The organism is Pseudomonas sp. FW306-02-D09B, assembly GCF_058782685.1.
Map to the genome: position 1 here is coordinate 19,931 of NZ_JBYSXY010000029.1, position 23,683 is coordinate 43,613.

General features: G+C 57.3%; 21 protein-coding genes and 1 pseudogene. 8 read left to right on the forward strand and 14 right to left on the reverse strand.

Annotated elements, in window-relative coordinates; all coding sequences use genetic code 11:
- Window positions 1–589 precede the first annotated feature (589 nt).
- Window positions 590–823 carry a disulfide bond formation protein B gene (locus AC3WK5_RS28010; protein WP_203226128.1) on the reverse strand — a complete coding sequence of 78 codons (234 nt, stop codon included), beginning with the start codon at window positions 821–823 and terminating at the stop codon, window positions 590–592.
- Between the two features lie 651 nt (window positions 824–1,474).
- Between AC3WK5_RS28010 and AC3WK5_RS28015 the strand changes: the two are divergent.
- Window positions 1,475–2,068: pseudogene (locus AC3WK5_RS28015) on the forward strand (transposase); the annotation flags it as partial.
- 185 nt (window positions 2,069–2,253) lie between these two features.
- Here the strand turns inward: AC3WK5_RS28015 and AC3WK5_RS28020 are convergent.
- The 9 genes from AC3WK5_RS28020 to cysK all read right to left on the reverse strand — a co-directional run bounded on the left by AC3WK5_RS28020 (window position 2,254) and on the right by cysK (window position 10,916).
- The gene (locus AC3WK5_RS28020) at window positions 2,254–2,772 is read right to left on the reverse strand and encodes a fimbrial protein (protein ID WP_054596179.1); all 519 of its coding nucleotides are present in this window, start codon (window positions 2,770–2,772) and stop codon (window positions 2,254–2,256) included.
- A gap of 7 nt (window positions 2,773–2,779) precedes the next feature.
- Window positions 2,780–3,271 (reverse strand): fimbrial protein, encoded by a 492-nt coding sequence (locus tag AC3WK5_RS28025; protein WP_054596178.1) that lies wholly within the window; start codon window positions 3,269–3,271, stop codon window positions 2,780–2,782.
- Between the two features lie 19 nt (window positions 3,272–3,290).
- Window positions 3,291–3,896: a fimbrial protein gene (locus tag AC3WK5_RS28030; RefSeq protein WP_146039810.1), complete on the reverse strand. Its 606-nt coding sequence runs from the start codon at window positions 3,894–3,896 to the stop codon at window positions 3,291–3,293.
- 330 nt (window positions 3,897–4,226) lie between these two features.
- Window positions 4,227–6,836: a fimbria/pilus outer membrane usher protein gene (locus AC3WK5_RS28035; RefSeq protein WP_103316238.1), complete on the reverse strand. Its 2,610-nt coding sequence runs from the start codon at window positions 6,834–6,836 to the stop codon at window positions 4,227–4,229.
- 36 nt (window positions 6,837–6,872) lie between these two features.
- A complete protein-coding gene (locus tag AC3WK5_RS28040) occupies window positions 6,873–7,568 on the reverse strand; it encodes a fimbrial biogenesis chaperone (protein WP_054596175.1) in 696 nt (231 codons plus the stop codon).
- A 66-nt stretch (window positions 7,569–7,634) separates the two neighbouring features.
- Window positions 7,635–8,210: a fimbrial protein gene (locus AC3WK5_RS28045; RefSeq protein WP_054596174.1), complete on the reverse strand. Its 576-nt coding sequence runs from the start codon at window positions 8,208–8,210 to the stop codon at window positions 7,635–7,637.
- A 133-nt stretch (window positions 8,211–8,343) separates the two neighbouring features.
- The gene (locus AC3WK5_RS28050) at window positions 8,344–8,766 is read right to left on the reverse strand and encodes a hypothetical protein (RefSeq protein WP_103316237.1); all 423 of its coding nucleotides are present in this window, start codon (window positions 8,764–8,766) and stop codon (window positions 8,344–8,346) included.
- A 239-nt stretch (window positions 8,767–9,005) separates the two neighbouring features.
- The gene (locus tag AC3WK5_RS28055) at window positions 9,006–9,287 is read right to left on the reverse strand and encodes a TnsA endonuclease N-terminal domain-containing protein (protein ID WP_306460894.1); all 282 of its coding nucleotides are present in this window, start codon (window positions 9,285–9,287) and stop codon (window positions 9,006–9,008) included.
- A 654-nt stretch (window positions 9,288–9,941) separates the two neighbouring features.
- Window positions 9,942–10,916 carry a cysteine synthase A gene (gene cysK / locus AC3WK5_RS28060; protein ID WP_103316236.1) on the reverse strand — a complete coding sequence of 325 codons (975 nt, stop codon included), beginning with the start codon at window positions 10,914–10,916 and terminating at the stop codon, window positions 9,942–9,944.
- A 257-nt stretch (window positions 10,917–11,173) separates the two neighbouring features.
- Here cysK and AC3WK5_RS28065 point away from each other — a divergent pair, with 257 nt between their 5' ends.
- Window positions 11,174–12,019, forward strand: coding sequence for an AAA family ATPase (locus AC3WK5_RS28065; protein WP_103316235.1), 846 nt, complete (start codon window positions 11,174–11,176; stop codon window positions 12,017–12,019).
- A 31-nt stretch (window positions 12,020–12,050) separates the two neighbouring features.
- The gene (locus tag AC3WK5_RS28070; protein ID WP_054596171.1) at window positions 12,051–13,229 is read left to right on the forward strand and encodes a vWA domain-containing protein; all 1,179 of its coding nucleotides are present in this window, start codon (window positions 12,051–12,053) and stop codon (window positions 13,227–13,229) included.
- A 171-nt stretch (window positions 13,230–13,400) separates the two neighbouring features.
- Here the strand turns inward: AC3WK5_RS28070 and AC3WK5_RS28075 are convergent, their stop codons facing one another.
- From AC3WK5_RS28075 to AC3WK5_RS28090, 4 genes are all read right to left on the reverse strand, one after another.
- Window positions 13,401–14,318: a 5-oxoprolinase subunit C family protein gene (locus tag AC3WK5_RS28075; RefSeq protein ID WP_103316234.1), complete on the reverse strand. Its 918-nt coding sequence runs from the start codon at window positions 14,316–14,318 to the stop codon at window positions 13,401–13,403.
- On the reverse strand, window positions 14,315–15,019 hold the full coding sequence (locus tag AC3WK5_RS28080; protein WP_103316233.1) for a 5-oxoprolinase subunit B family protein: 705 nt from the start codon (window positions 15,017–15,019) through the stop codon (window positions 14,315–14,317). Before AC3WK5_RS28080 ends, AC3WK5_RS28075 begins: the two co-directional genes overlap by 4 nt.
- Window positions 15,016–15,768 carry a 5-oxoprolinase subunit PxpA gene (locus AC3WK5_RS28085; protein ID WP_103316232.1) on the reverse strand — a complete coding sequence of 251 codons (753 nt, stop codon included), beginning with the start codon at window positions 15,766–15,768 and terminating at the stop codon, window positions 15,016–15,018. Before AC3WK5_RS28085 ends, AC3WK5_RS28080 begins: the two co-directional genes overlap by 4 nt.
- 65 nt (window positions 15,769–15,833) lie before the next feature.
- The gene (locus AC3WK5_RS28090) at window positions 15,834–17,126 is read right to left on the reverse strand and encodes an MFS transporter (protein ID WP_103316231.1); all 1,293 of its coding nucleotides are present in this window, start codon (window positions 17,124–17,126) and stop codon (window positions 15,834–15,836) included.
- Here AC3WK5_RS28090 and AC3WK5_RS28095 point away from each other — a divergent pair.
- The 5 genes from AC3WK5_RS28095 (at window position 17,125) to AC3WK5_RS28115 (ending at window position 23,560) form a co-directional block, all read left to right on the forward strand.
- Window positions 17,125–17,271 carry a hypothetical protein gene (locus AC3WK5_RS28095; RefSeq protein ID WP_158246521.1) on the forward strand — a complete coding sequence of 49 codons (147 nt, stop codon included), beginning with the start codon at window positions 17,125–17,127 and terminating at the stop codon, window positions 17,269–17,271. The genes AC3WK5_RS28090 and AC3WK5_RS28095 overlap by 2 nt on opposite strands.
- Window positions 17,268–18,185 (forward strand): LysR family transcriptional regulator, encoded by a 918-nt coding sequence (locus AC3WK5_RS28100; protein WP_103316230.1) that lies wholly within the window; start codon window positions 17,268–17,270, stop codon window positions 18,183–18,185. The genes AC3WK5_RS28095 and AC3WK5_RS28100 overlap by 4 nt, the downstream gene beginning before the upstream one ends.
- 125 nt (window positions 18,186–18,310) lie before the next feature.
- Window positions 18,311–20,233: an IucA/IucC family protein gene (locus AC3WK5_RS28105; protein ID WP_103316229.1), complete on the forward strand. Its 1,923-nt coding sequence runs from the start codon at window positions 18,311–18,313 to the stop codon at window positions 20,231–20,233.
- Window positions 20,223–21,434 carry an MFS transporter gene (locus tag AC3WK5_RS28110; RefSeq protein WP_103316228.1) on the forward strand — a complete coding sequence of 404 codons (1,212 nt, stop codon included), beginning with the start codon at window positions 20,223–20,225 and terminating at the stop codon, window positions 21,432–21,434. The genes AC3WK5_RS28105 and AC3WK5_RS28110 overlap by 11 nt, the downstream gene beginning before the upstream one ends.
- Before the next feature lie 14 nt (window positions 21,435–21,448).
- On the forward strand, window positions 21,449–23,560 hold the full coding sequence (locus AC3WK5_RS28115; protein WP_103316227.1) for a TonB-dependent receptor: 2,112 nt from the start codon (window positions 21,449–21,451) through the stop codon (window positions 23,558–23,560).
- Window positions 23,561–23,683 lie beyond the last annotated feature (123 nt).

Consider the following 23,683-nt stretch of genomic DNA (forward strand, 5'->3'; position numbering starts at 1 on the left):
GCCCTCTTATATACGGATAAAGCGTGACTGCAACAGTGCTTTCAAGTTAGCTACTGAGGTTCTACATGACCGACATACTTTCTCTGCCGGGATGGCATGCAGAATCACAGACGGCAAGCCGGCTCAAATTTTTTTCAATCAGTAAAAGACCGAACTTTAACCACCAGGATTGAAATACAAGAAGCGAGTCATTGGAGTACGGCGAGCGTTGAGCTCATTACCTAACACCTCGAAGAAAAGTCATACCTGAGCAGTACTAGTTTGTCAGTAGCTGATAAACCACGGAATTAGTCTCACACTCTCCAATGCCACACTCCAGGACTGTAGATACCAGGTTTGCAGCTATCAGGAAAATAAATACGACCATGGCCAACTTCCCAAGAACATGCGCCTGTTGCCTGATAGGTGATGGTTGCTCCCAGTTCTTAAGCAGTAGAAGCCCCGAGATAAACCCCATGGGTGCAAGGGTAGACACTACGCCCCCCCGTATAGAAATGTGCGTCCAAAAGCGTCACCCCATAGCCCGGATCCTCTGGAAGAACATGCAGAAACATCTGGCGTGAGGCGATAGCTCCGGCTAGCAAACTCCCTAGTAGCGCACACCGAAACGCACATTCATTAAAAATCCAGAACCTATGATAATCATACTCAATCGTTGTAGCACGCATACCGGGCATGGCAGCTCATGCCAAAACAACTGGTAATAAAATGCAATTACCAGCGACAAACTGACGCCCAGAAGACCAAGAATATTTAACGCATCACCACTACTGAGCTTGGAGAGCTGAGAAGCACTCTCCCCCATCAAGGCCGCGAACTGCAATTACCCACTCCCTAACACCTTTCAAAAGTGCAAGTCAAGAAGATCAGTTGAGTGAGAGTTAAACCACACGAGACTGATAATTAATAACACCCCACATTCCGAAGCCAGTTCGCTTTTTCCAGAAAAATATAGAAACGGAGCTCAGCAGAGCGATTAAGAACGGCAAGAACATATACATTGCCGCCACTCCTTTACAAGAAGTGATCCAGCGCTTTTTATTTAGAATCAGCCAAAACCCTAAATTAGTCAGCCGCGCTAAAGCGCATCCTGAAATCTGCTTATCTCATCAAAAACAAGTCCCACCGAACCGTGTACAAACACTACAGTATGAAAAACAGAACGATGTTCAATACCCTTCAGAAATGGAGCGCGAACTTGGAGATCCATGAAAATCAGTCAAGATCAATGAAAAGCTGCTAGCCCCTGGTCGCCAGAATGAATTGGCGTACCACCCAATGGTCCGCTCATATGGTCAAATGTTTAACCAGCAAGATACCTATGCGTTATGGCAATCTTCCTAATATGTGTGAGTGACCATGTACGCAGTCTAAGTCATTTTCTTATCGGTTTTTTACCGTATTATCGACAAGTCTTATCGATTTTACCGATAAGGCTTTTGGCAAGGGTCATTTCTGTCTTGTTGCAGGCAAGCTGGCGAAGCGTTTGGCTCCAGACTTCAAAACCATTGCCGACTTTCGCAAAGACAACGGCAAAGCCGTTCGCAGCGTATGCCGCCAGCTTGCAGTTCTTTGCCGCAACCTCAATCTCTTTTCTCAGCTGATCATCGCCATCGACGGCCGCAAATTCAAAGCCATCAATAACCGCGACCGCAATTTTATTCAGGGCAAGCTGAAGGCACGCATGCAGCAGATCGAGCAGAGTATTGATCGATATCTGACGGCAATGGATTCGGCGGATAGGACAACGCCCGAAGTGGCCGAGGCCAAGGCGAGCGGCTGAAAGAAAAGATAGAAAACTGAAAAAGCAGATGCAGAAAATTAAGGAAATCGAGGCGCAACGCAGCTCCACGAAAGTCCAGAACAGCAGATCTCCCTCACAGCCCAAGATGCACGTTCAATGGCCACGAGCGGCCGAGGCACCATAACGGCCAGCTACAACGTACAAACAGCTGTCGACGACAAACACCATCTGATCATTACCCATGAGGTGACCAACGTTGATCGTGGGCAACTGAGCAGTATGGCGAACCTGGCGCGTATAGAAATCGAGGCTGAATCGCTGACGGGGCTCGTTCAGGTAACTAATAGCGTCACTCCCGCCGCCAAGTACTTACTGTCCATGTGAATAACCCTAACTGAAGTAGTTAAGATCTACGTCGACAATGGCGTAGCGATCTTTAATGGAGGGAAGAGGTGGCAGTTTGTTGGACAAAACGACCAGACAATCAGGTTCAAAACGAGCGTCCATCGCTACAGATAGACGATCTCCATCATCAGGGTTGCGTTATAGCTACCAATGGCAGGTAACTCTTGTGCGCCGAGTACCGGTCTGACCGAGAGTTTGAGATTCAGCGCTGTCGCCTCCACGAAGAACGTAAATTGCTCGCCAAGGTTGAAATGTACATCGCGGACAGTGCCTGTCACGTCGCTCAGACGGGTTTTCAATCCCAGTTTGTCCAACGTGGTACGCAACGTAGCGGTGTCGTAGGCGCCGTTGCCGGCAGTGAAGCGCAATTGCAATTTACTGCCTTTCGTGCATTGAAAATCAAACGCTACGTCAGTCCAGTCGGTCATTCCAGAACCCAAAGCGTTCAGATTGACCTTGGGAATTTCAACGTTTTGCGTGGACGGAAAATTGGCTGAGCAAGGCGGCTGTATCAAGGTTCCGCGGATATCCAGCCGGGCCGTTGGCGCCGCCTGGCACACTTGAGCCGAACACAACACCGCAACGGTCAAAAGCGCTCCCCACAGCGTCAGCCTGATCGCCATAGGCACCTCACAGGTACTCGATATTGATCACTGTCGAGGCACTGAACTTGCCCTCGGTCAACTCGCCGTTCTTTAGCAGTTTTGCCTTCATGCTCAGGTCGACGTTACCGTTTTGCTTGGTGAGGGTGCGCTTCGCGCCCGTGATATCCACGGCCGAGTTGTCGCTGCTGAGCGTCAGTGTATAGGCCAGGTTGGCTTTGTCCGTAGTGGCCTGGGTTGTCGAACCTGAAACGGCACCGGACGCCTTGATACTAACACTCAGGGATGAATTGGCAGGGCATATCAGGGTGATGGGCACTGGAACGACTGGGGCGGACTCTACTTGGTCGTAGCGCAAGCTGCCGAAGTCGACGCTCAGTGTCTTGCTGCTTGTCACGTTGCACGGTGGGCGTGTCAAGGTGCCGCTCACGTTGATCGTGACCGTATCGGTGATTGCAAAGGCGGACTGGCAGGTTATGCCGGCGACGAGTAAGACGGTAGCGGATCCCAGTAATTTCATGAGTGTGCTCCTGCGGGAATCATGGATAAGTGAGGTTGAGTGTGTATTGGCTGGAGAACGCTCCGGTCGGTAAAGCACCGGCGTTAACCACGGGGCGAAAGTTGAGGCTTATCAGGTTACTACCGGTACTCAGGCTGAAACTTCGCGTCACATTGAAGTCAACCGCCTGACCGTTATCGGCCCAGGTCGCCGCCATGGACAAACCCTCAAGGCTGGTTGCAGATAATCCGGTACCGACCGCGCTTTGTGTAGGCACGAGCCTGGCCCTGGCGGTGACGCCAGACAGGCAGTTGACGGTGATATCGGCGGTGCGTTGGGCGCCAACATCATTGGGGGACAGCGTACCGAACTGAAGCGCCAGACTGGTTGCTGAACCAATAGAGCAGGCCGGTTCTACGACGATGTAGGTATAGGTGACCTCCGCGATCTTGGCCTTACGCTTAACATTATCTATGGGCGAATAACCGTAAACGGTAACGACAGTGCTGTAGATACCTGTCGCACGCTCAGCATTGAACACCACAAAAAAATCATAGGGAAACACACTGCCTTCAAGAAGTTCGCCACGGCAATTGCTCGGCACGAAGCATGCCGTTTGTGACCCACTGGCGTCTGATGGAACCACGACTCTCGTATCCTTCGCTACAACTATAAATGTCAGATTCCCGCTAGGGCTTACCGGACTTTGGGTCTGGGTGTAATAGCCGCCCAACGGGTACCAGCCATCCGTTCTACAGGTGCCTGAAGCAAAGGGTAATTGAAACATAGTGCCCGGACGTACCGCCCCGAGTAAAACGCTTGATGAGACCGGGCTACCTGAACACGTTACGGAGGGATCAACATAAGCACTCGCCGACGGCCCAACGACACCGCACAATAGTGCAACCACTAAACAGCTTACTCGTCTTCTGATTAAATATTTTAGGTTCGCAAAACAGTACATCAGTACGCTTCCTTAATTATCACTAGCGCCAGTAGTGGGGTTACAGGTCAACTTGAATTGTCCAATGCCGGCTTGAGGCAAGGTGTAATGACTCAAGTCCAGGTCCTGACGGCACCAAGTCTTACCGTTGACCTTGATAGCCAATCGAGACTGCTCCGGTACACCGGTGATAAATACCCGTCCTTTATCGGCAACCATGGCCTCGCTGAGCACGGCACCGGTCGAATCGAAGAGCTGGACGTTTGCCGCGAATGGCGCGGCCATCCCCTGCGCCGTTTCAACGGTCACCAACAGGCGGCGACCGTTTTGGGTCTTGAAGCGGGCCATCACAAAGGCCCCACGCTTGGGCGTGACTTCCTGTACCAGCCCGGCGATATCGACGTTGTCGGACAATGAATCCGTGTCGAGCGATACGCGGTTATCCCGGTAAGGCTGCGCCGACGAGATGATCGTATAGCCACTGTTGTTGGTCCTGACCCCGCTGCGGGTCAATACCCCCACATCGGCAGCGCCTGGGGTGGCAACGATGATGTTGGTTTCCCCCAGCGGCTGGGTAAACATCAGGGTGTCGCGCATGGCGACCACGCCGCCCTCGACGCCGTAATCCATTTGCCGAGTATTTCGATCTTGGTTGTACGAGCCATGCCAGATCGCATTGGCGGCGTTGTAGCGTGCGGCAACCGAGCCGCCCAATATGCGATCCTCATCACTCAGCTGCTGGTTGACGCCGAGGCTGTAGGACAGCGCGTCATCCTTGAAGCTTGAGCCGCTGAATGTGGCTGCGCGCGTTGCATTGCCATTGGAGTCCTGGTTGTTGCTCAAGCCGATGCGACTGCTGCTGCCCGGATCGCCAAGCGGAAGGCTCACGCTCAACGACAGGCTGCGAATGTCATCATCACTGCCGCCATTCTGCGCCAGGCCCAGGTTGTAAGAAGCGCGCCCCACACTGAAGCTGTAGCCCAGTTGAATCGACGTATTGCTCTTGGCCATGTTCCAATAAGCCGTCTTGGTCAGGTTGGCGTACAGGCCGCCGTAGTTGCCGAATTGCTGCGACACATTGGCGGTAAAACTGCTCTTCATATGACCTTGCAAGTAAGGCGAAAAGTGTTCGCCATTCGATAGCGATTCATCGACATAGGGGGCCAGGGACCGGTTGGCACGCGCGTTGTTCGCCTCACTGAAACTGTAATAACCACTGGTGGAGTAGCGGTAGCCGATCAGGCTGAAGTTGGTGTCGGTCAGGCTCAATGTCTTGGAATACCGGAAACGGTATGACTGCCCGGCCAGGGTTTTGCGTTCCGGGCCCAGGTCGTCGCTGACCGCATGCGTCACATCAAGGGAGATGGCGCCGAAACCGGCATAATCGTGAGCGAAACCCAACAGTGAGGATTTGTATTGATCGCTGACGAGCGCCCCGCCAAACAGCGTAGTGCCGTCGCTCAAACCACGGCGCAGGGTGCCCAGGACGAACGCCGGCTTAGCCTGATCACGGGCGCCGTCCGCCGGACGATACTGCCCCGCTGTCAGCGAATAGCTCTGTTGACCTTCGCGCATCATATACGGCACCGACGAGAACGATTGCGTGTACACCTGACGCTCGCCGTTGGGGCCCTGAACCGTGACTTCGATGTCGCCGTTGCTGGGCGTGGAATACAGGTCCTTGAGTGCGAACGGCCCTGAAGGCACCCACTGTTCACTGATCACATAGCCGCGCTGGCGCAGGGTCACCAACGAACGGCCATTGGCGACGCCGCGCACCACCGGGGCAAAGTTACGCGACTCTTCGGGCAGCATGTCCAAGTCGGACTCGATGCCGATACCACGATAGGAGATGGAGTCGAACAGGTCGCTGTCGGTTGAGCTTTCGCCGATGGTGGCGATTGCCATCATGTTGCCCATGTCACGCTGGACATAGGTGTCCAGCGACTTCCACTGGCCTTCGACGTTGGTGCTTTTTTGCCAGTTCGAGAAATTGCGCAAGCGCCAGGCGCCTGTATTAATCCCGCTGCGCACGCTACCGAACTGCGATTGACGGTTGTTGTAGTCCGTCTGGTACTGACTGCCGGAAAAACTGTAGTTAGCGAAGGCAACTTGCTCGCCATCACTCCAGCGTTTGCGTCGGGTGGCAAACGGCACACTGCCGACGAAGGCTTGCGGGATCTGCAAATCCAGGCGCTGTTTGTGGAAGTCGTAGGTGTACGTCACACCCGCCAGGTCACGATTGAAATACACACACTGTTCGGTACTGATATCGGCATGCGCCAGCCGCGCAGGGTCGACCCCCAATGCCGTGAGCTGATCAATGCTCAAACAAGGAAACAGCCCGGTGAGGGTGGGTTTCTGCTGAGCCGTCTCACGCACAAAGCGCACGTCCCGCTGTTCGATCATGCGGTTATCGACCGTCACATTGACTCGATAGATACCCGGCAGTTGCCCCTGGCTCATCGTTTTGACTTGCTCGGCCACTTCGGCCGAAGTGTTACCTCCGCCAATTTCCAGGAATGAAGCATCAAAGCTGTAATCAGCGTAAACCGCAGTGGTTGTCAAACCTGAAGTGATCAGGGCAAAACAACTCCAATACTTAGATAGGCGCGCATAGACACACATGCGCAAAGGGGGCATGAGAGAGTCCTTTCTTTAAGACTTACAACTTAATGCTTAGTGAACTTTTATGGGATCTGTCTTGACGGTGCTGCCGTATTCATTTATGTAACTTAGTACAATCTTGTCGCCAGCTTTAAGTGCTTGTACGGATTTTAGCGTACTAACAGGCTTAATGACCTCAGGCAAATCCTTGTTAATAGCGTTATTGACCAATAACTCACTAACCACCACATTGAAGCCTGAGAGATTACGAACACTCAGCTTGCCATCGTCAACGCTCCACTCCAGCTGATCAACAGCTTCCTTCAGTGATCCCTTCAAGTTTTCCGGACGATAAAAAAGTTTGATAGTCGTTTTTAACGCAATCTGCAGTACGTTCTGACTATGCTGCTCGGCGCTCACCGCCGGGATGGCCTTGACGTTGACAAAGAACAGGCTTTCCCTGTCGTTGGGCAAGCTCTGTACGTTGGTCGCGATTATCCGCAGAATGTTCTGACTTTTCGCATCGAGTCTAAACAGCGGCGGAGTAATAATGAACTCATCGGCGCTGGCGTCGCGATTGTCATAGGGACTTACCCAGGACTGAATCAGATAAGGCGAGTCATCATCGGTGTTGGCCAGGGAAAGATTCGCCTCTTTGTCTTTACCTTGGTAAACCACTCGTGTGGTGCCCACGTTGACGCCCGCCTGAAGTTGGGGAAGCCAAAGACACGCCGCCAAAGCCGTAAAAGCCGCAACTTTTAAGCGCATAATAAGTTTTCCTCGGTTAACATCAGGACTCGCTGGTGAATTCGACCCCTGGCGTTAATATCATGATTACTTGTAGGTCACATCGAAACTGGCCAGCGCATTCACCTGGCCGGTACCGATACCGCGAACGCCAGGCTTGCCATCAGCACCGTCTGTGTCTGCAACCAGGCGCACATAGGATGCGGTGAAATCGAAGGTATTGGACTGCGGGCGCAACACGTAATCCGTGCTGGCGGTGTTGAGTGGTAGCTTGGTTCCGGTGCGGGCATCGTTGATTTGAATGCCGACTCCCGCTACCTGATTGGCACCGGTCATGCCCAGGATCGTTGGATCTGAAGACGACTGCTGTCCGCGGAAGGTGATCGCCGCATTTTTCAACGTGGCACTGCTGCAGTTTTCCAGCGAGATGGAAAACGGAACGGATCCAGCGGTGGCGCCGACCGTGTTGGCGAAGTCAGCCAAGCGGACCTGCCCCATATCCACCGACTTCTTCACATTTTCGCTGCTGATGGTACAAGCGTTGTCATTGATCGAACCAGTAAATTCAACTTGACCATCCGATGCCCGCGCGCTGGCGGCGGCCATCAGGATCAACAATGAGGAGCCACACAGGGCGGTGCATTTACAGAAATTCTTAACCATGAAAGTTACCCTTAGCTGTAGTCGATGTGCGATTTAATCATTTAACTTCCCTGTTCCACGGCTCGCCGCAGCAGGTGAATCAATGATTTACCGGCACAAGCACCCAGTCCATAAGACGATTCTTAAACGTCACTTATCTGCACGAATAAAAATGCGCGGCAAGGCCGCAATGCTGTTCACTCACTGACTGACTGACGCCGTGATACGTTGGTCGGCGCCCAGGGTTGATGCCGGACTCTCTACTTTTAGGTTTACCCCTTCCACCGCATCTGGATGTATTCCACAGAAAAGCATTTTTAATCTGTCCCATACTCCAATACCTAAACAACAGCCGATAGATTTGCTTTCTATCAACGCCCATCACCTCGGCATGTTCTTTTACATCTGCACAGAAATTAACGGTCAGAAAATCCAGAGGTGACTTACCCTCGACCATATCCTTGATCAAACTCCAGGTCTTCTCACGACTGCTTTTTTCTCGATCATTCAGTTCATCTTCACGGCGAATCATAAAATTAAGAGGCAGTTCAACATTTAGGATTGTGAAATTAAGCATGACGGGAATCCTCAACCGATGAGAATTCACTCAAGCTCATCACCTCTACATGCAAAGGCTTTGACAGCTCGGTAATCTTTGATTTCAGGTCACTCTCAGCCTTCCGACCCAAATCAGGTGGAAAAATAGGCACTTCACTCCCATGTGTTCCATGTATAGAGATTTCGTGATTTTGAGCAGGAGGGTATTCAGCGGTATCTCATCTGTTCTTGCCGTGGAGATAACCTCTAACATCCGACTTATATTTTTTCACTCACAAGCGCTGGAGAGATAAGCGCGTAGCTTCTAAGAATCAGCAGATTCCTAATTCTGACTTGCGAAAGTCTTTCGTAGTTAACCAGCTTCCACTCGATATCTCTTCTGGCCCAGAAAAGTCGCTCAATCCCGAGTTTTTTGAGCCATCTGCCCTGCTCGGCTTTCGGGGCGTCTTCGATCTCTTTTGCATACTTCATTGATCTCGCGACCAGTCGTTCCTTACCCGTACTGTCCACCTGCGTGATTAGAAAATCGGTCGTTAGCACTAGAGAAACGGAAGTCCCAGGGTAAACCGCTGGCCGGACGTTCAAGCTCGAAGCAATTGCATGGGTTTCAGCTGCAGGCAGCAGGGGAACTGCTCACGAATATCAATGATTGACCGGTCATGCTCAAGCATCACGTGGTAGTGGTACTCAGCATTCGAAAGCAGGTGGTGAGCTCAATGGACTTTCACTCCTGGCACGATGTGAGAAGTACCACGCGATACAAATGCCCGCACCTTGATCCAGGGAATGTATTCTTCTCTGACCCCCTTGGCCATCGCCGGCGGCTATCCGTTTATCTATCTTTCCCTGTGTAAAACGACCTTCGAGCGCACTGGTTTGCAAGGTGACAATTTAACCTGGCTCATCTGGCTAACCGGACTACCTGAATGACGTGGCAACGCTCCAAAAGGAGCATTGCTGGTAGAGAGGGGGAACTCATGCTGTCGAATCGCAGCGCAGGATGCATAGCATCACAACCTCACAAAAGATTGTGAACCTGATTAATGATTGCGGTTGCTACCTCGACGTAGGGAAGCAACCGTGACAAGGTTTATTTACTTGTGACATCAGTCTGACGAAACACTCCCGCAGGGTTAAGGAGTGCTTCGCACTCCAGCGCGAGCAAGCTCCCTCGCCACAACGTCAACACAGACGTTACTGCTGCAACTCTTGCTCAGTAAACAAATCGCTGAACAACATGCTCGACAGATAACGCTCACCAGAGTCCGGCAGGATCACCACGATGGTCTTGCCCTGCATTTCCGGGGTTTCGGCCAGACGCACGGCAACCGCCATGGCCGCACCGCAGGAAATCCCGGAGAGAATCCCCTCCTCCTGCATCAGGCGCAGGGCCATGGCCTTGGATTCTTCATCGCTGACCAGCTCGACCCGGTCAACCATCGACAGATCAAGGTTTTTCGGCACAAAACCAGCACCGATGCCCTGGATCTTGTGCGGGCTTGGCTTGATTTCCTCACCGGCCATGGCCTGGGTAATCACCGGCGAGACCAGCGGCTCTACCGCCACCGACAGAATCGGCTTGCCCTTGGTGTTCTTGATATAGCGCGAAATACCGGTGATGGTCCCGCCCGTGCCGACTCCCGCAACCAACACATCAATGGCGCCGTCGGTGTCGTTCCAGATTTCCGGACCGGTGGTTTTTTCGTGGATCGCCGGGTTGGCCGGGTTCTCGAACTGCTGCGGCATGTAGTAGCGGGCCGGATCACTGGCCAGAATCTCGGTAGCCTTTGCAATGGCACCGTTCATACCTTTGGCCGGCTCGGTCAGTACCAGTTCGGCGCCCAGGGCCTTGAGCACCTTGCGCCGTTCGATGCTCATCGACGCTGGCATGGTCAGCATCAGCTTGTAGCCACGCGCGGCGGCGACGAACGCCAGGCCGATGCCAGTGTTGCCGGAGGTCGGTTCGATGATGGTCATGCCCGGCTTGAGTTTGCCGCTGCTTTCGGCATCCCAGATCATGTTCGCGCCGATCCGGCATTTGACTGAATAGCCCGGATTGCGCCCTTCAATCTTCGCCAGAATGGTCACGCCGCGAGGCGCAATGCGGTTGATCTGAACCAATGGCGTATTGCCAATGGAATGCGCGTTATCAGCAAAAATGCGGCTCATGGCTGGGTCCTTGTACAGCGTTGGAGAAGCCTTCAAGGGTATGCCTCGCACCCCTCGTGCGTCCAGTCGCGACGCGTGAGTGGCCTGCATATGCAGGCAATCGTGGAACTGACCGAGTCACCATGTGACGCCCCATTCAGAGACTGAATAAGCCGTCTGCGTTCACAGTCGACCGGGCGCCGCGTTATAGTCGGGCATACTTTTATTTCGCCCGCCCTGCCCGGCGCAGATCGGCGTTACCGTTCGAGGAATTACCGATGAAGTTCGAAGGCACCCGCGCATATGTCGCCACCGATGACCTGAAGCTGGCGGTCAACGCCGCCATCACCCTGGAGCGGCCCTTGCTGGTCAAGGGCGAACCCGGCACCGGCAAGACCATGCTCGCCGAGCAACTGGCCGAATCCTTCGGTGCACGCTTGATCACCTGGCACATCAAGTCCACCACCAAGGCTCACCAGGGCCTGTACGAGTACGACGCGGTCAGCCGCCTGCGTGACTCGCAGTTGGGTGTGGACAAGGTCCATGACATCCGCAACTACCTGAAAAAGGGCAAGCTGTGGGAGGCCTTTGAGTCCGAAGAGCGGGTGATTCTGCTGATCGATGAAATCGACAAGGCCGACATCGAGTTCCCGAACGACCTGCTGCAAGAACTCGACAAGATGGAGTTCTACGTTTACGAGATCGACGAGACCATCAAGGCCAAGCAGCGTCCGATCATCATCATTACCTCCAACAACGAGAAAGAGCTGCCGGACGCCTTCCTGCGCCGTTGCTTCTTCCACTACATCGCCTTCCCGGACCGCGTCACCCTGCAAAAAATCGTCGACGTGCACTACCCGGACATCAAGAAAGACCTGGTCAGCGAGGCGCTGGACGTGTTCTTCGATGTGCGCAAGGTCCCTGGCCTGAAGAAGAAGCCATCGACGTCCGAACTGGTCGACTGGCTCAAATTGCTGATGGCCGACAACATCGGCGAAGCGGTACTGCGCGAACGCGATCCGACCAAGGCCATCCCGCCACTGGCCGGCGCCCTGGTGAAGAACGAACAGGACGTGCAGTTGCTTGAGCGTCTGGCGTTCATGAGCCGTCGCGGCACCCGCTGATACTCTTCTTACAAGATCAAGGGCGAAAGCCATGCTGCTCAACCTGTTCAATGAAATGCGTGCAGCCAAGGTACCGGTCTCGGTGCGTGAGTTGCTGGACCTGATCAACGCGCTGAAACAGCGCGTGACCTTCGCCGACATGGACGAGTTTTATTACTTGTCGCGGGCGATTCTGGTGAAGGACGAACGGCATTTCGACAAGTTTGACCGAGCGTTCAGTGCCTACTTCAATGGCCTGGAAAAACTCGACGATCACCTTCAGGCGCTGATTCCCGAAGACTGGTTGCGCAAGGAATTCGAACGTTCGCTGACCGATGAAGAACGCGCGCAGATCCAGTCCCTCGGTGGCCTCGACAAGCTGATCGAAGAATTCAAGAAGCGTCTCGAAGAACAGAAAGAACGTCATGCCGGCGGCAACAAGTGGATCGGCACCGGTGGTACCAGCCCGTTCGGTTCCGGCGGTTTCAACCCGGAAGGCATCCGGGTCGGCGATGCCGGAAAACGCCAGGGCAAAGCGGTCAAGGTCTGGGACCAGCGCGAGTACAAGAACCTCGACGATCAGGTCGAGTTGGGCACGCGCAACATCAAGGTGGCGCTGCGCAGGCTACGCAAATTCGCCCGCCAGGGTGCGGCGGACGAGCTGGACATCGACGGCACCATCGACCACACCGCGCGTGACGCAGGGTTGCTGAATATTCAAATGCGCCCGGAACGCCGCAACAACATCAAGCTGTTGCTGCTGTTCGACATCGGCGGCTCGATGGACGCCCATGTGAAGATCTGCGAGGAGCTGTTCTCGGCCTGCAAGACCGAGTTCAAGCACCTGGAGTACTTCTACTTCCACAACTTCATTTATGAATCGGTGTGGAAGAACAACATGCGCCGTGGCTCGGAACGCACGGCCACCATGGACCTGCTGCATAAGTACGGCGCCGACTACAAAGTGATCTTCGTCGGCGATGCCGCCATGGCGCCTTACGAAATCACCCAGGCCGGCGGCAGCGTCGAGCACTGGAACGAAGAAGCCGGTTACGTGTGGATGCAGCGCTTCATGGAGAAGTACAAGAAGCTCATCTGGATCAATCCGTACCCGAAAGACACCTGGGGCTACACCTCCTCGACCAAGATCGTGCGCGATCTGATCGAGGACCAGATGTTCCCGCTAACCTTGCGCGGGCTGGAAGAAGGGATGCGATTTCTCTCCAAATAACTGCGTTCTCTGTGGCGAGGGGGCTTGTCGGAACGCCGCAGCGCCCCGTTCGGCTGCGCAGCAGTCGCAAATCGGCTGCATGCGTTTACCCGATAGAACCACGCCACAGGTTTTAGGGTCGCTTTGCGACCCAACGGGGGCAAGCCCCCTCGCCACAATGCTCGGCTGTGCTTAAAGAAACCTGCGCAAATACTCGACCTGCTGCCGATGCGCCGTTTCCTGCACCATCGGCGCCAATCGAATCTGCTGCCCCGGCAAACACTGCGCCAGTCGTGCCAACGCCAACGGCGTCAACGCGCCTAACCGTGGATAACCGCCAATGGTCTGCCGATCATTGAGCAGCACGATCGGCTGCCCGTCCGGTGGCACTTGAACCGCGCCCAGCGGGATGCCTTCGGAAATCATCGGTTTGCCTTGGTACTGCAACGCCGTCCCCAGCAAACGGATGCCCATGCGGTCGGCACGACTGTCGAGGGTCCAGACACGGTTGAAGGCGTCGAACAGGCTTTGCCCGCTGAACTCGCCATGTTGCGCACCGAGCACCAGATCCAGCGGCTGATTCAGCGTGAAGTCCGGTCGCTGCGCGCGCGGTACCTCCCGCAGAGCCTGCGCCGGCCCCGAATAACCCAATTCGGCAGCGCGTGCCAGGGGGCGGCCAAAACCGTCGAGACCACCGAGTTCCTCACGCACCACCGTCGCACAACTGCCCAACACCTTGGGCGCGTTGAAACCGCCAGGCGCCGCCAGATAGGCGCGGGCACCGTGCACCGGTTGGGTAAATTGCAAACGCTGGCCTTTTTTCAGCTGAAAACTGCGCCACGGCGCCAGCGGCTGGCCGTCGAGTAGCGCACCGAGGTCCGCCCCCGCCAGCGCCAGACAACAATCGTCTCGCGCCTCCAGGGTCAAACCGCCGAGGGTGACTTCAATCACCGCGGCCTCCAGCGAATTGCCCAGCAGCCAGTTGGCCCAGGACATCGACAGCCAATCCGCCGCACCGCCCTGGGTCACGCCCAGATGCCGCACACCAAACCGGCCGGCATCCTGCAGCAGGCACAACGGCGTGCTGGCTTCGATCGTCAAACGGCTCATGCCAGCACCTCCAGCGGCGTATCGTCGCCGCCCAGATTGACGAATTCGGCATGACTGACCGCTGCAAAACGCACCGTATCGCCCGGTTGCATCAGGCTGTAGCCCTCACATTCGCGGTCAAACAGTTTGGCCGGGGTGCGACCGATCAGGTTCCAGCCACCCGGCGACACCACCGGATAAGCCGCGGTCTGCCGCTCGGCAATCCCCACGCTGCCGGCCGCCACGCGCTTGCGCGGGGTATTCAATCGGGGCGCGGCCAGCACTTCTTCAACCAGTCCCATAAAGGCAAACCCCGGCGCAAACCCCAGCGCGAACACTTGATACTCACGCTCGCTGTGGCGACGAATCACCTCCTCCATGGCCAGCCCGCTGCGCTGCGAAAGCAGGCTCAGCTCAGGCCCGACACTGAGGTCATACCAGACCGGCAACACATGGCATTGACCACTGGCCCGTGCGTTGGGGCTCAGATCGGTCAAGGCTTCGGCGATCAGCTCCCGCGCCTGAGCCGGACTCAAGGCGAGCAGGTCGTAATGCACCATCAGGGTTGTATAAGACGGTACCAGATCGATCAAATGCCCGGCGAATCCTGCACGCAGTCGCTCGCTGGCGGCGAGCATCCACGGCATGTTGGCTTCGGCGATTTCATCGAATAGCCGCACCATCAGGCAATCGATGGCCACCACTTCAACCCGTGGCTTCATGGCGCGCTCTGCTGATTCAACGCTTCACGGATCCGCTGCACAGCTGCCACCGAACTGGCGTTGTCGCCGTGTACGCAGAGGGTGTTGGCCTGCAAATGCAAAGCGCTGCCGTCGCTGGCGACAAGGTTGTCACCGCGAGCGATGGTCAGTGCCTGTTGAATGATTATCTCGGGATCGTGATGCACCGAACCCGGCAACTGCCGCGAAACCAGATGCCCGGCGCTGTCATAGGCGCGGTCGGCGAACGCTTCGAACCACAGCGTCACCCCGTACTCGTCGCCCATCAGTTGAGCCGCGTGGTTGTCACGGGTGGCCATCAGCATCAACGGCAGTTGAGGGTCATACGCCGCGACAGCCTGAATCACCGCCCGCAGTTGCGCCGGGTTGGCCATCATGTCGTTGTACATCGCACCGTGGGGTTTGACATAACTGACGCGAGTTCCCTGCGCCCGGCAAATGCCGTCCAGCGCACCGATCTGGTAGTGCAGCAGATCCTGAAGTTCCTGCGCAGTGTAGGCCATGGAACGGCGGCCAAACCCCACCAGATCCTGATAGGCCGGATGCGCACCGATCTGCACGCCATGGCTCAGCGCCAGGCTGACGGTCTTGCGCATGATGCTCGGGTCACCGGCATGGAAACCGCAGGCAATGTTGGCGCAATCGATGTACGGCATCACTTCGGCATCCAGCCCCATGGTCCAGTGACCAAAGCTTTCGCCGATATCGCAGTTCAATAGCAGGCGGCTCACGGTGAGTACTCCTGAGGGTTTTATCGTTTTAACCGGGGACGTTCGAGCGGTCTCCAGATTATCAGTTACTGCGCGTCGAGTTGCTTGCCACGGGTTTCCGGCAGGCTCAACGCCGCCAGGATCACTACACCGTAGGACACCGCCGCAAACGCGCCGATTCCGACACTCAGCGGTACTTTCTGGCTGAGCAAACCGATCAGCAGCGGAAACAGCGCCGCCAGTGCCCGGCCAATGTTGTAGCAAAAGCCCTGGCCCGAACCGCGAATCCGCGTTGGAAACAGCTCGGTGAGAAACGCGCCCATGCCACTGAAAATCCCCGAGGCGAAGAACCCCAGCGGAAAACCCAGCCAGAGCATCACGCCGTTGCTGACCGGCAGTTGGGTGTAGAGCAGCACAATGGTGAACGAGCCGACCGCGAACAGAATGAAGTTCTTCTTGCGACCCAGAATGTCGGTCAGGTAGGCGCTGATCACATAGCCAGCGTAAGACCCGAGAATCACCATCGCCAGATAACCGCCGGTGCCGAGCACGCTCAGTCCGCGCTCGTTTTTCAGGAAGGTCGGCAGCCAGGAAGTGATCGCGTAGTAACCGCCCAGGGCGCCAGTGGTCAGCAAGGATGCGCGAAGCGTGGTGCTGAGCATGCCGGGGGCGAAGATCTCGTAGAACTTCGACGGGTTGCTCGGTTCCTGCCGGGCCTTGGCCTGGCGGTAGATTTCCGGGTCCTTGACCAACCGGCGGACGAAGATCACGAAAATTGCCGGCACAATGCCGAGGATGAACAGCGCACGCCAGGCATCCTCCGGCGGCAGGACCGAGAACAGCAGCGCATAGAGAATCGCCGTCAGGCCCCAGCCCAGGGCCCAACCGGATTGCACCATGCCCACCGCCTTGCCGCGGTCCTTGGCGCGGATCACCTCGCCCATCAGTACCGCGCCGGCGGTCCATTCGCCACCGAAACCGAAGCCCATCAAGGTTCGGGCAATCAACAGTTGTTCGTAGTTTTGCGCGAACCCGCAGAGGAAGGTGAAGAAGGCGAACCACAGCACCGTCAGTTGCAAGGTGCGCACGCGACCGATGCGGTCAGAGAGAATCCCGGCGACCCAACCGCCAATCGCCGAAGCGATCAGCGTGCTGGTGTGGATCAGCCCCGCTTGGCCAGTGGTGATGCCCCACATGGCGATCAGTGTCGGCACCACAAAGCTCAGCATTTGGGTGTCCATGCCGTCCAGGCCATAGCCGACCTTGCAGCTCCAGAAGGTTCGGCGTTCCTGCTGATTGATGTTGCGGTACCAGTCGAACGGGCCGGGGCGGCTCTCGATCTTGGGTTTGGCGACATCGAGCGTGTCGGGCGCACTCATGGCAAATCTCCAACTGAATTTTATTGGTATTGTTCTGAACACCGACGACGCCTATCGTGGGTTCGGCGCATTTTTCGACGACGGCGCCCTGCTCGTCCAACTAATAAAAACCCTGCCAAGGCATAAGAAAAAGTTGATCGCATGAACCTCAAATTTCTCGAAACCTTCGTTTGGGTCGCCCGGCTGAAAAGCTTTCGCCTGACTGCCGACAAGCTCTTCACCACCCAGGCCTCGATTTCCAGCCGCATCGCGGTGCTTGAAAGCGAGCTTGGGGTGAAGCTGTTCCTGCGTGATTCACGCGGCGTGAAGCTGACGCCCGAAGGCGTGAAGGTGCTCGATTACGCCGAGCAAATGATCGACACCATGCAAGCGCTCAAGCAGTCGCTGGAAACCCGCTCAAGCAAGGTCGGACGGGTTCGCATCGGCGTGATGGACACGGTCATTCACACCTGGCTCAGCCCGCTGGTGGCGCAAATGACCGATCACTATCCGCTGGTAGAAATCGAGTTGGTCGCCGATACCTCGCTGAATCTCTGCGATCAGCTGCAAAAAGGTTTTCTCGACCTGATTCTGCAAACTGACCTGCTGCGCCAGGAAAGCGTGCGCAGCCTGGAACTGGCCAGCCACCCGATGGGCTGGATCGTCGCCAGCCATTCGATCTACAACCGCAACTATGCGAGCGTCGCTGAACTGGCCCGTGAACGGATCATCACCTACTCGAAAAACTCTCACCCGCATCAGGACGTGCTCAGCCTGATGCAGGCCAATGGCGTACTCGCGCCAAAGCTCAATTGTGTGAACTCGGTGTCGGCGATTACCCGATTGCTGCGTGACGGTTTCGGCATTGGAGCCTTGCCGCCGGTGCTGGTCAGTGAAGAACTGGCCCGGGGCGAATTGACCTTGCTGGCCATCGACCAACGCCCGCCCAACCTGCAAGTGGTGGTGTCATGGCGGGTCGGCGCGGAATGGGTCGAGGAGATCGTGGCGTTGTGTCAGCACGTGGTGGAGGGCTATGCGCAGAAGGTCGGTGAGCACTACATCGTCTTGAGCAAAGACTAAGCCGGCCTCTGAATAGGAGCTTTCCCACACCACAAGTAGGAATTACTATCATTTGCATTATTATTTTTAGACGGTATTCTCAGCGCGCATTCAGCTAAACAACTGTCCAGAAGGAGTCGGACCTGATGCGCGCCTACACGCAACAACAGCAGCAACTGCTCGCACACTGGAGCGAAGCCCTTGGCACCCAGGCTTTCCAGTCCCACCGCATCACCCTCGATCATTTGAGCAATGCGCTGGAACCCGCCGCCCAGCGCTGTTTTCAACGCCTGATCCAGGCGCTGTTTCGTGAAGACCTGATCAACCCCGACACCTGCGAATACGATGACAACCGCCGCTGCTGGTTGCCGCTGGGCAACGGCGCACACCTGTGCTTCGATCATCTGTCCGGCGGCAGGATGAACAGTTGGGATGTGCGCGGCAGCATCGTCCTGCACACCCCCGACGCACTGCCGCACAAGATCCAGCTGCCCAGCGAACTGCTCGCCCATCTCTCCACCCAGCTGAACCCGCCCGCCTCCCCGCAAGTACTGGAACGTCTGGCCCGCGAGCTGGATGACAGCTACAGCAACGACACCCTGTGCCTGGCGTTCCACCATGGATGGACCGAACGTCTGAGAGAGCAGATCGGCACCGAACACGACGACAACCTGCTCGCCTGGCTCAAAACCAGCCCCGGTCAGCGGAACCCGACGTCGTTGCTCGAACAGTGGGGCACGCTCGGCCATCCGTGGCACCCCAACTACAAGACCAAACTGGGCTTGAGCGCCACTCAGGTCATCGCTTTCTCGCCGGAGTTCGAAGCGAGCTTCCCTGTTGTGCTGTGCGCCCTGCACCGCCAATACGCCCACGTCGAAACGCTGGCCGGCAGCGCCGATTACTGGGAGTGGTGGCAAGGTCACTTCCCGCAGGCCGCCGAACAATTACAGCGCCATTTGCAGCAACTGGGCCTGGAAGTAACGGACTACCTCCCGCTCCCGTCGCACCCATGGCAAGCCGATGAAGAGCTGCCAAAATCGTTCGCCAACGAAATCGCCGACAACCTGCTGATCGTCACCGACATCGTGGCCTTCACTGGCCATCCGACCATGTCGTTCCGCACGGTCGTACCGGAGGCCAGTCGCGTTGCGCCGATGGTCAAGTTGCCGGTGGCCTTGCGCCTGACCAGCGTGCAGCGCACCGTGTCGCCGCGCTCGGCCCGGATGGGGCCGCGCATCAGTCAGCTGTTGCTGGATATTCTCGATCAGGAGCCGCAGATTCAGCGTCTGCTGAACATCGTGCCGGAGCGCATCGGCGTGCATTACGCGCCACAACCGGCCAATGACGAACTGTCCCGGCATGCCGCCGTGCTGTACCGCGACAACCCGCTGACCCTGCTGCAAGCAGGCGAGTTGGCGATACCGGTCGGCAGCCTGTTCGCCGTCAACGAATTCGAACAACCGTTGCTGCGCGATTGGGTACGCCTGGCTCAGGGCCGTGACGACAGCGAGGCCATGCTGGCGTTCTTCGATGACTACCTGTCGATTGCCGTACCGAGCCTGTTGGGCATTTACCTGATGTATGGCGTGGCGTTCGAAGCGCACCAGCAAAACAGCTTCATGGTGATGGGCGCTGACGGGCAGTTGAATCGGCTGTTACTGCGTGACTTCGGCGACATCCGCATCGATCGCAAGACCCTGCATGCCAAGGGTCTGGATATCCAGCTGCACGATCCGAAAATGACCCTGTACGACGAGTCCGGTTTTGTCCGCGACAAACTCCTGCACACCACGTTCATGTGCCACCTCGGCGAGCTGACGTTGCTCTGCGCCCGTCACTGGAACGTATCGGAAAACCTCCTGTGGGAGCGATTGGCAGCGCACGTTGCAGAGTGCTTCGACGCCTTGCGCGAACACGTCGAACCGGCACGCTGGGACAGCGAGCGCGCGGCCTTGCTGGAACAGGACTGGCCGGCCAAATCGTTCATGCGCATGCGCTTGCACGACAGCCACGCCGACATCGTCGGACGCTTGAGCAACCCACTGCGATCCAGCGCCCATGCTCGCTGACAGTCGCGCGTTGCGACTGCTGATCGTCATCCAGTTGGTCTCCATGGGTGCCATGGAAATGAGCGGCCCGTTCTGGCCCTTGCAGATCCGCCATCTGCTCGGGCCAGAGGGCGCCGGCTACACCGCGCTGTTATCGGCGCTGGTCTATGCCGGCCCGATGCTCGCCGCCATGCTCCTGACTCCCGTGTGGGGCCAGTTGGGTGATCGCACCGGGCACAAGCCGATGATCGTTCGGGCGTTGCTGGCATTGGCGTTGTGCCAAGGGTTGGCGGCCATCACCGTCGACCCGTGGCTGCTGGTGGGCATTCGCGTGATGCAAGGCGCATTGGCCGGGTTTCTCGCCGCCGCGCAAGCCTATGCCCTGGCCTGCTGCGACAGTTCCCGGCGCGGCCACACCCTGGCCCGCCTGCAATCGGCGACCGCCGTCGGCTCGCTGATCGGCCCGGTGCTGGGCGGCTGGTTGATGGATATCTCGGGATTCGCCCTGCTCTGTTATGGCGCGACGGCGATTTGCCTGCTGTGCGCACTGGGGAGTTTTTTCCTGCCGGCCGACAAGGCCCGGGCCTCGACGAAAAAACCAGTCGCGCCAGTGGCCCTGCCCAAAGGCTGGCTCGGTGGAATTTTGCTGGTGATCGTGTTGATTCAGGCCGCGAAGATGATGCCGCAGCCGTTCTATGCGCTGTACGTCGCCGAGATTCTGCACGCACCGAGCTGGCTGATCGGCGCCACTTATGCGGCGAGCGCCGCGACCCTGGCCATTTCCGCCCCGCTGTGGGGACGCCTGTTCGACCGCTGGCAACCGGCCTACACCTTGCGCGTCATCGAGGGCGTCGCCTGGCTGTGCGCCCTGACACTGGCGGCCACGGCACTGGCCAACGAATGGCTGGGGTTCCTCGTCAGCCGGCTGGTCTGGGGTGTCTGGCAAGGCGCCCTGCTGCCGGTCGCCTATGCACTGATCGCCAACACCGTTGCTTCAAGCCAACAGGGTTTTGCCCTCGGCCTCGGTAACAGCGCGGCCAAGGCTGGCGCCTTGCTCGGTGCCGTACTCGGCGGGATCGGCATGGGGCTGGTCGGGCTGGCGCACAGTTTCTGGCTGGTGGCGCTGACTTATGCGCTGGCCGCCATCGGAATTCGCTGGGTGCGGTCCTTCACCTCCACACCCGGCCCAACACCCTTATCCACCCACACTTATCAAAACTAAAAAAAGACCACGTCATGACCCGAACCAAACTTTCTCTGTTGATTCCGCTGCTTGGCTCCTTCAGCGCCCAAACCTGGGCCGAGGAGGCCGAGCAGCAACCCGGCACCCTGAACATGCAAGCCACCGTCGTCTCCGCAACTCGTAGCGAGGCGAGCATCGCCTCGATTCCAGGCTCGGTCCAGGTCATCGACGAACAGCAAGTCCGCGAGCAAAGCGGCGCGGGTCGCCGGGTCTCCGACATTCTTGGGCAATTGGTGCCCGGTCTTGCGCCGTCCAGCGGCGGGATGAGCAACTTCGGCCAGACCCTGCGCGGGCGCAACATGCTGGTGTTGATCGACGGCGTATCGCAGAACGCTACGCGCGACAACTTCCGCCAGCTCAACAGCATCGCGCCGGCCAGCATCGAGCGCATCGAAGTGATTTCCGGCGCCAGCAGCATCTACGGTGCCGGCGCTTCGGGCGGCATCATCAACATCATCACCAAGCGCAATCAGGGCCAGGACATTGCCTACAGCAGCAAACTGGGCCTGACCAGCGGCAACAACCTCAACAGCAAAGGTTTCGCCTATGAAGCTTTCCAGAGTGCGACCGGGCGCAAGGACGCGCTGGACTGGTACGTCTCCGCCGACCTGACCCAGCGCAACGATCAGTTTGATGGCAACGGCAAGCGCATCCCTCAGGACACCTCTCAGGGCAGCAACATGGACACCGAAACCTATGACCTGCAAGGTCGTTTCGGTTATGAACTGGATGCCGATAAAAAACTCAGCCTGTCGCTGCAGGACTACAAGGACCAGCAAGACACGGACTTCACCAAAGACCCGAAAAACCTGCAGCAAGCCGTAGCGGTCAAAGGGCTGAAACTCGACGACCAGCCCTACACCCATAACCAGGCGGTCAACCTCAACTACACCGACAAGGACTTCTACGGTCAGGGCCTGCAACTGGAAAGCTACTGGCGCCGGGCCGACGCGCTGTTCTTCCCGGACCTGTCGCGGGGCAAGGCCGGGATCGCCGACAACAACAGCGTGCAGGATGTCTACGGCTTGCGCGCGGCCATCGACACGCCGTTGCCGGCCATCGGCAGCGCTACGGGCAATCTGGTCTGGGGCGCCGACTACGATCACGAGCGCTCGCGCCAACGTGGCGACCAGTACACCCTCAAAGGGCTGACTTACACCAAGACCGGCACCACCTACGAGATGGGCCCGGATCTCGAAACCACCACCAAGGCGCTGTTCGGGCAAATGTCCTGGGACGTTGGCGACTGGACCTTGCGTGGCGGTGTGCGTCGCGAGTGGATCGAAAGTGAGGTCGCCGACAGCATCGCCTACGGTCAGATCGTCCAGACCGGTGTCCGCGCCACCCTGCCCGGCGACACCCTCAAATATGACGCCACGCTCTATAACCTCGGTGCGGTCTATCACCTGAGTGAAAATCAGGACCTCTTCGCCAATTACAGCCAGGGTTTTTCGCTGCCGGATATCCAGCGCTTCTTGCGTGACGTCAACAGCACTTTCGACATCCAGAGCCTCAACGCCCAGGCCATCAAGGTCGACAGCTACGAGTTGGGCTGGCGCGGTAACTGGGACCAGTGGCAGGCCGACGTCACCGTGTATGAAAACACCTCGGACGTGACCCAGTTCTACGATGCCAATGATCGCGTCCTGCGCCTGATCAACCAGAAGGAACGGGTGCGCGGCATCGAAAACAGCCTGACCTACCGCGCGACCGATCACTGGTCGGTGGGGGGCACATACGCGTGGGCCAAAGGCGAGACCGAGCAGAACGGCAAATGGATCGACCTGCCGGCGACACGCATCTCACCGGCCAAGACCACGCTGTTCGTCGGCTACACCGAAGATGACTACACCCTGCGCTTGCAAGGCATGCGCCTGGCCAGCTACGACGCCGCCGCCAAGGACAACAACGGGCGCGACATCAAGGGCTATACGCTGGTGGACCTGCTGGGCTCGGTGCGATTGCCGGTCGGGCGTCTCGAAGGTGGGGTGTACAACCTGACCGACCGTACCTACGTCAACCTGTTCGCCCAGGCCAACGCCAAAGCGCCGTTCGCCAACGCCGAAGGCCGTACGTTGAGCATGAGCTACTCGATCGACTGGTAAAAAACCCAATCGCCGTAGGAGTCGGTTCCGGTTTCGGGGGATCGAGATCGAGGGCTTGCGCAGATGCTGTAGGAGCACGGCTTGCCGGCGATGGCGATCTCACGGACGCCATCGCCGGCAAGC

Bases quoted from the DNA above. Each gene is read 5' to 3' on its own strand.
- AC3WK5_RS28090 (WP_103316231.1), bottom strand. From the start codon at position 17,126: ATGAGTGCGCCCGACACGCTCGATGTCGCCAAACCCAAGATCGAGAGC.
- AC3WK5_RS28100 (WP_103316230.1), top strand. From the start codon at position 17,268: ATGAACCTCAAATTTCTCGAAACCTTCGTTTGGGTCGCCCGGCTGAAA.
- AC3WK5_RS28070 (WP_054596171.1), top strand. From the start codon at position 12,051: ATGCTGCTCAACCTGTTCAATGAAATGCGTGCAGCCAAGGTACCGGTC.
- AC3WK5_RS28075 (WP_103316234.1), bottom strand. From the start codon at position 14,318: ATGAGCCGTTTGACGATCGAAGCCAGCACGCCGTTGTGCCTGCTGCAG.
- AC3WK5_RS28035 (WP_103316238.1), bottom strand. From the start codon at position 6,836: ATGCCCCCTTTGCGCATGTGTGTCTATGCGCGCCTATCTAAGTATTGG.
- AC3WK5_RS28095 (WP_158246521.1), top strand. From the start codon at position 17,125: ATGGCAAATCTCCAACTGAATTTTATTGGTATTGTTCTGAACACCGAC.
- AC3WK5_RS28115 (WP_103316227.1), top strand. From the start codon at position 21,449: ATGACCCGAACCAAACTTTCTCTGTTGATTCCGCTGCTTGGCTCCTTC.
- AC3WK5_RS28110 (WP_103316228.1), top strand. From the start codon at position 20,223: ATGCTCGCTGACAGTCGCGCGTTGCGACTGCTGATCGTCATCCAGTTG.
- AC3WK5_RS28025 (WP_054596178.1), bottom strand. From the start codon at position 3,271: ATGAAATTACTGGGATCCGCTACCGTCTTACTCGTCGCCGGCATAACC.
- AC3WK5_RS28050 (WP_103316237.1), bottom strand. From the start codon at position 8,766: ATGCTTAATTTCACAATCCTAAATGTTGAACTGCCTCTTAATTTTATG.
- AC3WK5_RS28105 (WP_103316229.1), top strand. From the start codon at position 18,311: ATGCGCGCCTACACGCAACAACAGCAGCAACTGCTCGCACACTGGAGC.
- cysK (WP_103316236.1), bottom strand. From the start codon at position 10,916: ATGAGCCGCATTTTTGCTGATAACGCGCATTCCATTGGCAATACGCCA.
- AC3WK5_RS28080 (WP_103316233.1), bottom strand. From the start codon at position 15,019: ATGAAGCCACGGGTTGAAGTGGTGGCCATCGATTGCCTGATGGTGCGG.
- AC3WK5_RS28045 (WP_054596174.1), bottom strand. From the start codon at position 8,210: ATGGTTAAGAATTTCTGTAAATGCACCGCCCTGTGTGGCTCCTCATTG.
- AC3WK5_RS28020 (WP_054596179.1), bottom strand. From the start codon at position 2,772: ATGGCGATCAGGCTGACGCTGTGGGGAGCGCTTTTGACCGTTGCGGTG.
- AC3WK5_RS28040 (WP_054596175.1), bottom strand. From the start codon at position 7,568: ATGCGCTTAAAAGTTGCGGCTTTTACGGCTTTGGCGGCGTGTCTTTGG.
- AC3WK5_RS28065 (WP_103316235.1), top strand. From the start codon at position 11,174: ATGAAGTTCGAAGGCACCCGCGCATATGTCGCCACCGATGACCTGAAG.